At 67.1% G+C, this 14,209-nt stretch carries 14 protein-coding genes; 11 read left to right on the forward strand and 3 right to left on the reverse strand.

The features are described 5' to 3' along the window. Positions 1–32 precede the first annotated feature (32 nt). Positions 33–491, reverse strand: a complete 459-nt coding sequence (locus ABZ297_RS22965) for a carboxymuconolactone decarboxylase family protein (RefSeq protein ID WP_355349565.1) — start codon at positions 489–491, stop codon at positions 33–35. Positions 492–653: 162 nt separating this feature from the next. Between ABZ297_RS22965 and ABZ297_RS22970 the strand changes: the two genes are divergently transcribed. From ABZ297_RS22970 to ABZ297_RS23020, 11 genes are all read left to right on the forward strand, one after another. Next, a complete protein-coding gene (locus ABZ297_RS22970; RefSeq protein WP_355349568.1) occupies positions 654–2,933 on the forward strand; it encodes a helix-turn-helix domain-containing protein in 2,280 nt (759 codons plus the stop codon). A 141-nt stretch (positions 2,934–3,074) separates the two neighbouring features. Beyond that, on the forward strand, positions 3,075–3,551 hold the full coding sequence (locus tag ABZ297_RS22975) for a DUF1801 domain-containing protein (RefSeq protein ID WP_355349571.1): 477 nt from the start codon (positions 3,075–3,077) through the stop codon (positions 3,549–3,551). 333 nt (positions 3,552–3,884) lie between these two features. After that, positions 3,885–4,484, forward strand: coding sequence for a hypothetical protein (locus ABZ297_RS22980; protein ID WP_355349573.1), 600 nt, complete (start codon positions 3,885–3,887; stop codon positions 4,482–4,484). A gap of 483 nt (positions 4,485–4,967) precedes the next feature. Then, entirely contained in the window at positions 4,968–5,531 is a 564-nt protein-coding gene (locus ABZ297_RS22985; protein WP_355349576.1) for a hypothetical protein, read from the forward strand. Positions 5,532–5,731: 200 nt separating this feature from the next. Beyond that, positions 5,732–6,283, forward strand: a complete 552-nt coding sequence (locus tag ABZ297_RS22990) for a hypothetical protein (protein ID WP_355349579.1) — start codon at positions 5,732–5,734, stop codon at positions 6,281–6,283. 398 nt (positions 6,284–6,681) lie between these two features. Next, complete coding sequence (locus ABZ297_RS22995) at positions 6,682–6,915, forward strand: hypothetical protein (protein ID WP_355349582.1); 234 nt, start codon at positions 6,682–6,684, stop codon at positions 6,913–6,915. 179 nt (positions 6,916–7,094) lie between these two features. After that, the gene (locus tag ABZ297_RS23000; RefSeq protein ID WP_355349585.1) at positions 7,095–8,048 is read left to right on the forward strand and encodes a LysR family transcriptional regulator; all 954 of its coding nucleotides are present in this window, start codon (positions 7,095–7,097) and stop codon (positions 8,046–8,048) included. Positions 8,049–8,239: 191 nt separating this feature from the next. After that, entirely contained in the window at positions 8,240–9,442 is a 1,203-nt protein-coding gene (locus ABZ297_RS23005) for an alpha/beta hydrolase (protein WP_355349588.1), read from the forward strand. Positions 9,443–10,360: 918 nt separating this feature from the next. Beyond that, positions 10,361–11,128, forward strand: coding sequence for an HAD family hydrolase (locus tag ABZ297_RS23010; protein WP_355349591.1), 768 nt, complete (start codon positions 10,361–10,363; stop codon positions 11,126–11,128). Positions 11,129–11,346: 218 nt separating this feature from the next. Further along, positions 11,347–11,679, forward strand: coding sequence for a gamma-glutamylcyclotransferase family protein (locus tag ABZ297_RS23015; RefSeq protein ID WP_355349594.1), 333 nt, complete (start codon positions 11,347–11,349; stop codon positions 11,677–11,679). A gap of 174 nt (positions 11,680–11,853) precedes the next feature. Beyond that, on the forward strand, positions 11,854–12,543 hold the full coding sequence (locus ABZ297_RS23020) for an alpha/beta hydrolase (RefSeq protein WP_355349615.1): 690 nt from the start codon (positions 11,854–11,856) through the stop codon (positions 12,541–12,543). A gap of 145 nt (positions 12,544–12,688) precedes the next feature. On the opposite strand, the gene ABZ297_RS23025 is transcribed toward ABZ297_RS23020, so the two are convergent. Both ABZ297_RS23025 and ABZ297_RS23030 read right to left on the reverse strand, forming a co-directional pair. Continuing rightward, positions 12,689–13,741: an NADP-dependent oxidoreductase gene (locus tag ABZ297_RS23025; RefSeq protein ID WP_355349597.1), complete on the reverse strand. Its 1,053-nt coding sequence runs from the start codon at positions 13,739–13,741 to the stop codon at positions 12,689–12,691. 1 nt (position 13,742) lies between these two features. Beyond that, positions 13,743–14,012 (reverse strand): hypothetical protein, encoded by a 270-nt coding sequence (locus ABZ297_RS23030; protein WP_355349600.1) that lies wholly within the window; start codon positions 14,010–14,012, stop codon positions 13,743–13,745. Positions 14,013–14,209: the final 197 nt, after the last annotated feature.

Below are 14,209 nucleotides of genomic sequence, written 5' to 3' on the forward strand. Positions count from 1 at the left end.
TGGCCACGACTCCTCGTCGGCGCGCGACGTGCTCACCACTTGCCGCCCGCCTGCTGGCGGGTCGGCGCGTTGAGGCGGTTGAAGGCGTTGGTGATGGCGATGTTGAGTACCAGTGCGGCGAGCTCCTTCTGGTCGAAGTGTTTGGCGGCCATGTCCCACACCTCGTCGGGCACCGGGTTGGGCTGGTCGGCGAGCCGGGTGATGGCCTCGGTCAGGGCCAGCGTGGCGCGTTCCGCATCGCTGAACCAGGGCGTCTCACGCCATGCGACGACGGCGTGGGCCTGTTCGTCGGTGGCGCCGTGGTGGCGGAGCTGCTGGGCGCCCCCGGCCACGCAGGGGCTGCAGCCGTTGATCTGGCTGGCTCGCAGGTGGCTCAGCGCCAGCAGCTTCGCATCCAGTCCGGCGCCCAGGATGGCCTTGTTGACGGCCATCAGCGCCTGCATCGCCTCGGGGATCAGGGTCGCCGGGTTCGGCATGCGTTCGGTCGGCATCGCTTTCTCCTTCGTCGTCGTGCTCTGACGGGAGTCATCTGACCACCGGCGCGTCGGAACCCGCCTCGTCCGTGGGACAGTGTGGGACACCCGGGATGCGGCCTAGCTGCGGAAATGACCCTCTGTTCCGTTGCCGCGGGCTGGGACGGGTAGCGTGTGCGAGTGTCGAGCGGACCTGAGCACCTGATTGCCCAGCTGACCCGGATCAAGGAGTTGAGCGGGCTCAGCGTGCGCGCCCTCGCCCGCCAGGCGGGCCTCAGCAGCTCCTCACTGTCCCGGTATCTGACCGGCCAGCTGGTGCCGCCCTGGGAAGCCGTCGTGGCGCTGTGCCGGGTCGTGGCCCGCGATCCCCGTCCACTGCGCGCGTTGTGGGCTGAAGCGTCCAAGGCCGGACCGGCACCCAGCCCACGCCGGAACGACCTTCCGGCCGACCTCGCCGACTTCACCGGACGCGAGACGGAGGCGGCGCTGGTCGAGGAGCTGCTGCGTACCGCGGGCGCGGTCGCGATCGACGGCATGGCGGGCGTCGGGAAGACCAGCCTCGCCGTGCACGTGGCGCACCGGCTCGCGCCGTCCTTTCCTGACGGTGGGCTCTATCTCGACCTGCACGGCTTCACTCCGGGCCAGGAACCGTTGGAGCCGTCGGCCGCGCTCGGTCGGCTACTGGGCGCCCTGGGTGTCACGCATCCTCCGGCCGATACGGTCGAACGCGCGGCCCTCTGGCGGTCGGAACTGTCCCGGCGTCGAGCGCTCGTCGTGCTCGACAACGCGGTCGACGCGGAGCACGTGCGTCCGCTCCTTCCTGGCGCGGGTAAGTCCGCGGTGCTGGTCACCAGTCGCAATCGGCTGGTGAGCCTGGACGGGGTGCCGCCGGTGTCCCTTGAGGCGCTCCCCCCTGCGGACGCGGAGTCGCTGTTCGGCCGGGCGGCCGGGGTAGACCTGACCGAAGGGGAGGCGGTCGCCCAGGTGCTGCGGCAGTGCGGTGGCCTTCCGTTGGCGCTGCGGATGGCGGGCGCGCGGCTACGGCACCGTCCAGGTTGGACGGTGGCGGTGCTGGCCGAGCGGCTGCGCGACAACGCCAGTCGCTTCGACTCCGTGTTCGGCATGTCGCTACAGCAGCTCGACGCGGTCCAGCGCCACATGTTCCGGCTGCTGGGCGTGCTGCCCGGCGACGACTTCGACGCACCAGCGGCGGGCGCGCTTGCCGACATGACGCCGAACCGCGTCAATGCGGTACTGGAAGAGCTGGTGGACGCGCATCTGGTCCAGGAGCCCTCACCTGGACGGTACCGGCTGCACGACCTGATCCGGCAGTACGCGGCAGACATCGCCGCCGTTGAGGAGCCGCAGGCGGATGCCGCCGTGCACCGTGTCGTGAACCACTATCTGGAGCAGGCGACCGCCTACGCTCGGACGCTGCCCCTGGCGCACCGCAAGGAGACCGTGCCGGGCGATCCGGCCAAGGCCATGGCCTGGTTCGACACCGAGTACGCCAACCTGATCGCCTGCTTCGACACCGCCGTTCGGCTCGGCGCGGACGATGTGGTGACTGAGCTGCCGCAGGCCATGCGAGTCTGGTTCCTCCGGCATCGCGGAACCGACGACCAGGTACGCCTGCTCGAAGCGGCCGCAGCCGCCGCGGAACGTCTCGGGCGCGACCAGCACCGCGCCTCACTGCTCGTGGATCTCGGTTTCGCCCGCGCTGCCGCTGGACGTCTCGCCGAGGCGCTCACCGCCTACGAACTAGCCGCACAGTCCGATGTGGACGATGACGAGCTGGCCGGTGCGCTGGCGCTGCGCACCGGCTTCGTCCGCCGGGATCTCGGCGACTTCGAAGTGGCACAGGCTCAATTCCGGCTGGCGCGCACGCTGTTCGAGAAGACCGGGCATCGCTCCGGGCAGTCTCAGGCGCTGGCCTTCGACGGATGGGTGACCCTCCACCTCGGACGGCGCAGCGAAGCCGCCGAACTCGCCCGCGCATCACTCACTCTGGCCGAGGGGCCTGCCCAGATAACCGGGCTGGTCACGCTCGGTGTCGCACTGGCATCAGACAACCCAGCAGAGTCGCTACAAGCACTGCATGAGGCGTTGCGGCTCGCCGAGGTTCAGCACAACAAGGCATGGTGTCACAACTATCTCGGTGTCGCGCTGCGCATCATGGGTTCACTCGACGAGGCGCTCGAACACCATCGACACGCCTTCGATCTGCTGGAACCGCTGGCCGAGGCGCAACTGGAGATCGACTTCCTGCCCACGTACGCCGAGACGTGCCGCGCGGCGGGCCGTTACGACGAGGCACTGGCGTTGCATGAGCGCACCATCGAACTGGCGCGCAAGCTCGGGCGGCCGCACGACGAGAAGCTCGCGCGTGCGGCGTATCAAGTCACCGTGGGTGGCGTCCCAGCCCGCGACCATGGAACGGGCTCTCGTTTCCGCAGCTAGACCGCGTTCCCGGTGTCCCACCGTGTCCCACGGACGGTGCCGGCCTTGACGCGCCAATGGTCGGATAACTCCTGTCAGAACGCACCGACGAACGGAAACGATCCTCGGCATGAGGATCACCCACACGGAAGGAAGCCCGCCATGAGCGCCACCAAGCAGCCCGCCAAGACCACCACCGAGGCCGACAAGAAGTACGAGGGGTTCACCGATGAGGAGCGGGCCGCGATGAAGGAGCGCTCCCGGGAGCTGAAGGCGACCGCCCGCCGCGGCTCGCGCTCGGCCAAGGCGGACGGGGAGAGCGAGGTGCTCGCGAAGCTCGCCGAGATGTCGGAGCTGGACCGCTCCACCGGCGAGCGGCTCCACGCCATCGTCAAGGCCAACGCGCCGGCGCTGTCGCCGAAGCTGTGGTACGGAATGCCGGCCTATGCCAGGGACGGCAAGATCGTCTGCTTCTTCCAGCCCGCGCAGAAGTTCAAGACGAGGTACTCGACGTTCGGCTTCAACGACACGGCGCACCTCGACGACGGCACCATGTGGCCGAGCGCCTTCGCCCTGACGACGTTGACCGCCGAGGACGAGGCACGGATCGGCGAGCTCGTGAAGAGGGCGGCGGGCTGAGGAGCCGGTGTAGGTTGCCGGAACGTCGGTCCGTGGAGCGTTGACCTGGGGTTGGGTAGCTGGGTGACGTCATCGCTCATGGACCGGATCTACATCCGGCGCTGGGCAACCGGCGCCGTCCACGCGGAATGGCGACGTCCCTGGCAGAAGGGCCCACCGGCACCCGCCACGGTCAGTGGACGTTGCCGTCAACGTTGCCGTCACGGTGCTGTAAGCCCTTCATCCGCTCCGGCAATACCGCCGTTCGCAGAAATCCGCCACCGTACACGCGGATGGCTCCCAGTTGAGCCTGTGGGACTTCAGGTCTCGTGCCATGATCGATACTCTGGCCCCATGGGCGACGGCGAACCATCCCTGCGGCTGACGGACGTCACAACCACGCTGGACACGGCACTTACGGCCCTGAGAGCCGTAGACACCGACCTCGATTATCGGGTGGGTGGCACCAGCGCTGCTCTCCTGCAGGGTGTCCGTCTCCCGGCTGGGGACATCGACCTCTTGATGACCCGACGAGAGGATGTGGACACCTTTGCCACGGCCCTCTCAGCGTTTCCGTGCCTTTACCCGGCATCCTGGCTCCCAGAGGCTGCGCAGTACTTCGCCAGGTACGAGATCAACGGAGTGCAGCTAGAGATCAGCACCGTCGAGTGGCAAGTCGACTCGGACGGGATGGAATGTGTTGGCCCTGGCCCATGGCGGCACTATGTCGTGGTCACGTGCGGCTCTCATCGCGTCCCCGTGGTTCGCCTGGAACTCCGGTTGGCCACGGAGGTTCTACGGGATCGACCTGATCGCTATGAACCTCTCCTCGACCACATGAGCGTCCACGGATTCGATTCTGATCTTCTGCAGACGGCAATGACTGCCCGCCACCTTCCAGCGGAGCGCCAGCGGATGATCCAAGATCGCCTCACAAGTGCCTCCCCTGCCTGATCTTCCTGTCACCGTCGTCCCACCCGGCAGGGAAGCGGACCCAGCCGGAGCCGTTCGCGCTGCTGCTCGCCGGAGCTTCAGCCGTTCAGATCCGTCCGGCTAAGTTCATGATCGTCCGTTCGGGTGGCTCCTGAGGCGGCTCCCGGAAGCACTCATCCGCGTCCCAGGATGGGGAATCGCTCCTCTACGGCAACGAGCGCATTCACAAGCGGCGGGACGTCTGCCTGGCCCAAGCCCTCGATCGCGAAGTGAAGGGTGTTCCACTGCCCAGGGTCATCGGCCATGGTTTTACAGGGCGTCGTCGTTTTCCCGCCGACCCCTTCCGGCCGCCGAAGCCGCTTCGCCGCCCCCGCCTCTATAGGCGAGTTCTGTTCAAGAACATCAGCAGGAGGCGTTCTGGACCGAGCTCGGCGGCTCCGCCACGATGAGGGCATGACGCGGAACGGATCAGCGCAGCCGCCGACGGCGGGCGGAGGAGCAGGCTTGCGCCTGAACTGGGCGGCAGTGAGCGCTCTGGCGGCTGCGGTTGCCGCCGTGGTCGCGCTGGTCGCCTACCTGGCGCCGCCGGCCCCGCCTCCGCAGCCCCAGTCCGACGGGGTAGTCCCCACCCCGGCCCCGCAGTCAGCGTCACCAGATCCGGTCACCACCCGGCCCGCGCCGCCGACCCCGAGTCCATCGCCTGAGTCCAGCACGCCCCAGCCACCAACGCCAAGCTCCACGCGAGCGGTCCCGGTTTCCTCCGCACTGCTGCCACCGGTCCGGCCCGGCGGCTGCGACGAGGCGACGGCGGCGCTGACCGCGTACCGCCGAAACGCCGGGACCACCCGCAGCAGCCAGGCAGCCGCGGCTCAGCAGACGCACCTCGACCTGATGGGCGCAGTCCTCGACGCGCAAGGAGTGGTGGGGGCGAAGATCAGTCGGCTGGCCGCCGAATTCCAGGAACTGAACTTCCGCTTGACCGGCATGACCGGCGGCGATCCCAACCAGGTGATCGCGGATATCAATACAGACGTCGCGGAGCTCAATAGGCTGTGCGGATCCGTCTGACCTGACGACACCTCACAGCCGGTTCCCTAACATTCTCCAGGGGCGGTCCCATGATGATCTACCCTCAATCCATGCCTCTATTCCACCCCTTGCATCTCACCACTGTGCGCCCTGCCTCCAAGACTGAGGCAACGATGGTCCAGCATTCTCAGGGCCCAGCTCATTCCCGCAGCAGACGCTGCTTATCAGCCCAAATAGCCGTGATCATTACATTGGCGGCCTCACTCGCCGGATGCTCGGCCATCACCCATGTAACGGGCCTGGATTGCATCGGTGATCCAGCAGAGGGCGATTGGGGGAAAGCAGTCCAGCGTGAGTCCGTCCTGCACACTCCCCCCGTTAGCGCCACCCCGGACAACACTGACGTCGATGAAGGACCGTACGTATCGGCAGCCTGCATGGATGACAACCGTATTGCCGAGGTTGGGCGTCTTTATAAATTCACCGGACCACCGACCGACATTACTGCTTATTACAAGCGGAAGGCGCAGGCGGCAGGCTGGCACCTTACCGAGGATGGGGCTGAACATTTTGTTCGTCGTCCCGGATCAACAGAGAAGTGGCCATCCAACTCGTGCTTTTCGAAAGACCTCGGCGAATTCACTGCAGATTTTGAGCTCGCGTTCGACTACTGGTCCTTGGATGCGCAAGAAGATCCGTCCACCAAACGTTACTGGGTCGAGATCTCATTCTCTCCGACAGGGGGCAACTGTCGGAACATCCCGAGGGAAGAACGAGTCTGGCCTGGCTAGTCATGTTGCTACAGTCCCGCAGCGCTCTCCTGTGGCCACCTCGTATGGTCGACCCACCGCGGAGCGGCAGCGGACTGGAGACGAAGGCGCAGGCTCGGCCTCGCGTGCACCGAGCCAGCCCTGGTCATTGATCTTCGGACGCCAGCGCACGGCCGGGCTTGAGCCCATGGCAGCCGGCCTGCGGGGGATTCGGCCTTCACGCGCGATAGCCCGTCCGGCCTGGAGGTATCTACCCGCGTCGCTTTGTCCGGCGTTCAAGACGTGAAGAAAGTGCTCATCCGGCCAGGCTCGACGCCAGTGTCGGGTCTCTTCGTTGATGCCACGTGCCATGTTCGTCTATGGACGATCGGGGACGACCACGCTCCCCTGCGGCAGACCGGCAGGGAGATCATTAAGCGGTGGTCATCTATCTGGCGCTGCGCGTTGGACAGGTGGAGTGGTCGGCCAAGATGTCGAACCTGGGCGCCCTGATCTACCCGTTCATGCTCATGTACCTGAACAGCAGGCTGCCCCGGCCCATGCGCCCGCGGCCCTGGCACTACGTCGTGCTGGGGCTGGACTTCCTGGTCTTCGGCTTCTTCTTCGTCAACTTCATCGCCGGCTTCGTGGGCGACCCGCTCGTGACGTTCTGAGCCGTCAGCCCCGGCGGGTGGACCAGGCTCAGGAGGACGCCGATCTGGGCGGGCGACAGCGGCACGCCGCTGATCAGCTCTTTCATGGGGATCACAGGTTCAGCCTGATGGAGATCGCGACGCGGGGTCCAACACCGGAAATGTCGGGATTAACGCGGATCTGTTGTTAATGTTGCCGAGTGGACCTGCATCCCCGGCTACTCAGGGTGTTCGTGACCGTCGCCGAGGAGCTGCACTTCGGCCGCGCCGCCACCCGCCTGTACATGGCCCAGCAGGCGCTCAGCCGCCACGTGCGGCGGCTGGAGGAGCAGCTCGGGGCGGCGCTGTTCACCAGGTCCACCCGGCGGGTGGAGCTGACCCAGGCGGGAGCCCTGCTGCTGCCCGGGGCCAGGCGGCTGCTCGCGCTGCACGACGAGCTGGTCGCGGAGGTCTCCGGCGCTCGAAGGCCGCTGCTCGTGGACGTCAACATGCAGGGGCACGAGCCGCCGCAGCCGCTGGTCAGGGCCAGAGAGCTGGCGCCGGGAGTGGAGATACTCGCCCGCTTCCACGGCGGGCTGGCCTCCGGGGTCGCCGCCATGCGCGAGGGGCGTCTCGACGTGTCGTTCGGCCGGCTCGCCGGGCTGCCCGCTTACATGCGCAAGGGGCTGGCCCAGGTGCCCGTGCGGCTGGATCCGCTCGCCGTACTGGTGCCCGAGGACCATCCGCTGGCCGCACTGGAGGAGGTGCCGCTCAGCGTGCTAACCGACTTCCCTCTGGACGCCATGGCGGGCAACCCCGCCACCACCGAGTGGACAGACCTGGGCGAGCGCCTGGCAGAAGAGTTCGGGCTCACCCTGGCCACGCCACACGCGCCGCCGGTCGGATCCCACGAAATGGGCCTCTACCTGCAACGGCACCGAGAGCCCGTGCTGGCCACGGCGAAGATCGGAGGGATCCCCGGCGCCGTGGTGCGACCCCTGGTCGATCCCGTGCCGCTCACTCTGGAGAACCTCGTCTTCCCCGAGCGCCTGCGCCATCCAGGTCTGGACGCGCTACTCCAGGCCGTGACGGAGACCCGGAGGATGCGGCGCTGGCTGTGCCGGCCGCCACACTCCTGGCTGCCCGAAACCGACGAGGCGCTGCTGAGGCGGTAGGGACATGGTCACGGGGACGACCGCCTCCGGGATGGACTCTTGCCAGTTTGTCGGCGTACAGCTTCCTGTGCAGAGCCGCGTACGGGTAGACGTGCAGAGCTTGAGAGGCAGGGAGGCCTTACGAAAGTAAGAGCACGGACTTGGCTTTCGGGAATGTCGAGCACCGCGAGGTCACTTCTACGGTGCTGCTCATGATCAGAACTCGCCGCAACGCCGCTGCGGTCCTCCTCACCTTGACCCTGCCTCTGTCCGTCGCGACGGCGGCCTCGATGTCGTTTCCGGCAGCCGCGATCTCCGCTGCGGACAATTCCGACGTGCGCCCCGCGATCCCGCACCCCACCGGTCCGTACAAGGTCGGGCGCGACACCCTGCATCTCGTCGACGGCAAGCGCCACGACCCGTGGATGCCTGGAGCGAGCGTGCGTGAGCTGATGGTGTCGATGTACTACCCGGCCCGTGTCGGCGGGAGCGCCGCTCCATACATGACCACCGACGAGGCCCGTCTCCTGCTCAAAGGGCAGAAGCTCGACAGTCTCTTCAAGGCCGAACAACTCGCCGGCGTCCGCACGAACGCACGCGTCGGTGCCCGTCCCGTCGGCGGCAAGCACCCCCTGGTGGTGCTGTCCCCGGGTTTCACCCTCAGCCGCGCCACGCTGACCACGCTCGCCGAGGAGCTCGCTTCCAAGGGCTACGTCGTCGCGCTCGTGGATCACGCCTACGAGTCGTTCGGCACCGCTTTCCCAGGCGGCCGCACCCTGACCTGCGTCGCATGCGAGACGGTGGAGAAGGCTCCCTCCGATGAGGCGGAGAAGAAGCTGCTGGGCATTGCCGCGGCCGGCCGGGCAGCCGACATCTCCTTCGTCATCGACCAGCTGACCCACACTGCCGGGCATGCACCCGTCTGGAAGCGCTGGAAGATGATCGACCCGCGACGGATCGGCGCCGCCGGTCACTCGCTCGGTGGCAACGCCGCGGCGAGCGTCATGGCCACCGACCGCCGCGTGCGCGCCGGGGTGAACATGGACGGCACGTTCTTCGCACCAGTCCCGGCTTCCGGCCTCGGCGAACGGCCGTTCCTCATGCTCGGCACCAAGGCCCAGCACTCGCCCGACTCCGCTGACACAACCTGGGCGCGAGACTGGAGACGCCTGGACGGCTGGAAGCGCTGGCTGACCGTTGCCGACTCCGGCCACTTCACCTTCATCGACCTGCCCATTCTGGGCGAGCAGGCCGGGATCACCAACCCCTCCGCGCCGCTCTCCGGAAAGCGGTCCGGCGAGATCACCACGGCGTACGTGGGCGCCTTCTTCGACCAACACCTACGCGGCGAACACCAGCCGCTGCTGGACGGTCCGTCCCCCGCCAACCCCGAAGTCACCTTCCAGAATCCTTAGACGCTGTCGGAGGTGCTTGGGCACGTCAGGCCGGCGTGCACAGGCGTCAGGGTGGCGGGGCTGATCGACAAGCGGATGCTGGTCGAGATCGAGATTGAGGCGTTTCGGGGATGAGTCGCGGGTCCGGTCAACGGATCCGGGCCGGTACCGCTCGCGCAATGCGGTGCCCGACAAGGCTCTCGGCCTCGGCGAGCGGGTACCAGGCAGCGCCCGTCACCTCGGACTCCTGGATACGCCCCACGCTCGTATCGGCTGCGTGATCCTCGACGCCGCCAGGACGCGCTGACGCCATCCGCCCGGGGCCGGTGAGGTGAGAGGGCAGGTCGCGGCGGTGTTGACGGCACGACGGCATACCGTCACATCCGGCGTGCACGGAGCCGGTCCGCAGCTCACTCGCCGGGCGGACTCCCTTCACAGGACGCCCTCCAGGCAGCGCCGGTCCCCGGTGATGGCATAGCGCCGATGCGCCAAGACATCGGCCAGGAGCTGGTGCTCGCCGATGCGGCTGCGCGGCGACCACCCGCACGCGCCGGGCGTTGTCCACCTGGTGGTGGTAGATGAGGCCGACACTCACGCAGTGGGCGACACGACCGCAACGCCGTCTGCCTCGGCGGGCCCTGCCACGGCCTGCTCACCCACATCGACCAGGACATCGGCACCCTGACCGTCCCCGTCCCGCGCCGCTCACCGGACGAGCCCGAGACGTGCGCCCGCTACCGCATCACTCGCGAACGACTCCGCTACAACGACCGGACTAAGCCGTACGTCGCCCCCTGCACTGCGCCGACCCGCCATGCTCCTGTGGCCTATAGGTCGTGTCTCCTTTGTGCCTCGCGTGCCTGTAAGCAACCGTGGGGAGCCACGCACTCGGCGGGCGGTAGGTCGGTCGGTACGGCGTCGGCTCGATACCATCTCACCGTGATTTCCAGCGCCCGCACCACGGTCTTCGACATCGACGGCACGCTCTGCTTCGACGGACGGGCGATCGACAGCCGGATCCTCGCCGCCATCGAGGCCTGTGAACACGCCGGTCACCAGCTGGTCTTCGCCTCCGCCAGGCCGGTCCGCGACCTCCTGCCTGTCCTCGACGGGGCTTTCCCCGCCGCCACGCTGATCGGCGGGAACGGCAGCCTCGTCTCGATCGGCGGCCAGGTCCGGGCGCGCGCCGCGTTCAGTGCCAGCGAACTCGACAAGCTGCTGGTCGAGGCCGAGCGGTACCAGGCGGGCTACCTCGCCGACGGCCCCTGGGACTACGCCTACACCGGGCCGGCCGACCACCCGATTCTCAGCCGCGTCGACCAAGGCCGCCTCGCCCGTCGGGTCGACCTCGCCGACCTTCCCTCTGTCGTGAAGTTCCTCGTGGTCAACGCGACCGACATGGCAGCCCTCGCCGAGGCCGGCCGCGTGCTAGGGATGACCGTCAACCATCACCTCGACGAGGCGATCATCGACTTCACCCAGGGCACCACGAACAAGTGGGAGGCCCTGACCTCGCTGGGCATCGACGAGTACAACGCCTTCGGCAACGACATCAACGACATCGACCTGCTGCGCAACGCGCGGCACGGGGTCCGTGTCGGTGCCCACCCGAGCCTGGACGGCGTCGCCCGTGTCACCGTCGCGCCCGCCCCGGACGCCGTCGCCGCCGAGATCTCCAGGCTGGCCGCAGCGACGCCCGCGGCCTGAGTAGGTCTCCGGTCAGCTGCGAATCCAAGAAGACGGGCGCGGACGGCGCACAGCCGAAGCGGCAGGGCGCCCGTCCCACCCTGCTGCCCAACCGTTCCGGGACGCCCGAGGCTGAACCGGACGCTGCGCCAACCGCCGATCGCGAGTGCCTGATCCCGTGGCCGCCCGCACCCGGAGCCGCTCGTTAGTCGCGGACACGCAACTGATTGACTTGGATCATGCACCTGCTCTTCTCGTACGGAACACTCCAGCAGCCCGAGGTCCAGCGAACGGTTTTCGGAGCCGAAATTGCAGGCGAGGCCGACGCCGTCGTCGGCCACCGTCTCGGCGAGGTCATCATTGAGGACCCTCACGTGATCGAGGTCAGCGGATCAGCGATCCACCCTGCTCTCATTACCGACAACAGCCCTGAGGCAGAGGTGATGGGCACCGTCTTCACACTCACCGACGACCAGTTGGCCCAGGCCGATGACTACGAGGTGGATGCATACCGCCGCGTCGAGGTACCGCTGCGGTCTGGGCGCACTGCCTGGGTTTACGCGCTCAGCTGAGCCCAGGGATCAACCACCTTCGTCGTCATCCTGCCCGGCATGACCGATAACGGTCTGGGCTTGGTGAACGTCCGGCGGGGGCTGGTGCCCGGCCAGCGGGTGTGGCAGTACGACCGGGCGGGACTCGGCTGGAGCCAGCCCGCGCCGTGGTGAGAGTGGCGCGGCGCCTCGGCGCTGGCCGACGAACTGCACGAGGTCCTGGAGGTGTCCGGAGAGCCCGGCCCCTACCTGATCGTCGGCCACTCGATGGGCGAGGAGATCGCCCGGCTCTACGCGGCCCGCCACCGCGACCAGGTCGCGGGGATGGTGCTGGTCGACGCGCCCTCCGAGCGCATGACCTGGATGGCCGAGGAGTTCGGCCGGTGGCAGTACGGGCCCCTGCGGCACTGGCAGAAGGCCCTCACCTACGCCCTGACGCCGTGCGGCCTGATCCGCGCCCGGCTGCGTCTGGCGATCCGGCGAGGCCAGGAACCGGACCTGCTGCGCCGGATGCGGCGCCAGCTCCCGCCCGAGATGGTCGAGCTGGGCTTGGCCCTGGAACTGACCAGCGGGCAGCGCCGCGCGGAGGTCCAGGAGGGCCTCGGCCGGACAGGAGTCGTCACGGCACTGGAGGCCGAGCGCACGCACTTCGGCAGCATGCCGCTGACGGTCATCTCCAAGGCCCCGTACCCGGCCCCCGGCACCTACAACTACGAATACCTGCACGAATGCTTAGCACAGGCAGTATCGCTTGCAAGATCATCCCGTACCTGTCCCGTAGTTGGCCGCTGGGTCTGCCCTTATGAGTGTGTCTCATATAGACACCACGCTACTGACCGGCCTCCACCTCACTACGCGGCATTGGATCGCGTAGCGACGTCGTAGGCGCCCTTGACCCACCAAGGTGCGGACAGCTGTACGACCCGCTACCGAGGTTGATATTCTCGATAGCGGACCACGCCTCGACTATGTCCTACCCACCGAAGCGGAGCACTTCATAGCCCTTTAAAGAGGCCTCCCAAGCGACATCTCAATCTGCTACCCGCACAAGTAGCTTGCCCAAGTTTGCGCCGCTGAACAGCTGGTGGAGAGCGTGCGGGGCAGCTTCAATGCCGCCGTCGACGATTGTCTCGTCGTAGTGGAGCTTACCTTCACCGAGCAGCCCAGCGAGGTATGTGATCGCCTCTTCGAAGCGGTGGGCCCAGTCAAGTACAAGGAAGCCCTTGATCGTCGCCCGCTGCATGATCAGCTGGACTATGTTGGTGAGACTTCCAGTGTGTTCGCCGCCCTTGTTATAGCTGTTGTACTCGGAAATCATTCCGCACAGGGAAACCCGGGCACCGATGTTGAGCCGCATCAAAATGTGATCCATGACCGGCCCGCCAACGTTCTCGAAATCGACATCGATCCCATCCGGTGTGGCGGCGTCGAGCTGTGCACGCCAGTCAGCGGCGTGGCGGTCGATGCAGGCGTCATAGCCGAGAACCTTGACGGCGTGTTGGCACTTGCTGGGACTGCCAGCAATGCCAATCACCCGTCCCGCCCCTTTCTGCCTTGCGATCTGACCGGCAATCGAGCCGACCGCACCGCAGGCGGCAGAGATGACGATTGTCTCTCCCTCTTTCAACTCGGCCAAGTCGATCCCGAGATAGGCCGAGATGCCGGTGTGGCCGAGGACGCCGAGAAAGGCCGACTCGGGTGCCGGCAGTGGGGTCGGCAGGACAGTAAGCGGCGCCTCCAGCTGTGAGTCGTCGGCAAGGACCAGTTCCTGCCAACCGGTGAAGCCGCTGACAGTGGCCCCGACCGGCATGTCTTCGCGCGTGGATGCAACTACTTCGCCGACGCCAAAGCCACGCATCACTGCGCCGATCGGGACCGGAGGTTCGTAGCTACGCATATCGCTCATCCAGACGCGGGAGGTTGGGTCGAGCGAGAGAAGCTTGGTGCGGACCAAGGCCTGACCGTCGGCCAGCTCCGGTACCTGCTCTTCAACCAGTTCGAGGTCACCGTCGGTGAGTTGCCCAACGGGTCGGCGTCGTAGGCGGTAGGCCCGGTTGATGCGGTTGATGCGGTTGCTAGTCATACTAGACACCTACATTCTCGGCCGTCGGTGCGCCGTTGATGCCAGCCTTCGACGCGGTAATTTCGGATATGTTCGCAGCGCCGCCGTTACCGAAAGCTTCCAGTTCGCTGGGTGCGAGGCAGATGATCGCCTGAGCAGCCTCCAGGTCCGGCACGTCCTCCAGCGGGCCACTCCGCAGCGCGGTCACCCGTTCGACGTCCAACACCTGCCGCACCAACGGCGTCCCCAGGAAGCCTTGCTGCGCAGAGAGCAGAAAGTCACTCGGCTTCATGGCGTCAGACTACGACGCCACCCGACATCTCCAAGGCGTTTTTCGGTCACATCTCGTGGAGTGACATCGTCACGGTGTTGGCGATCACGGCCTGGGGGTCAAAGCGCGTGGGCGGTCGGGTAGCCCCGGTGCATTGCTGCACCAGGGCCCCCTCAGAACCGTGCGTGCGGGTCGTCCCCGCACACGGCTCAAGCAAG

Source organism: Nonomuraea sp. NPDC005983, assembly GCF_040614375.1.
GTDB lineage: Bacteria > Actinomycetota > Actinomycetes > Streptosporangiales > Streptosporangiaceae > Nonomuraea.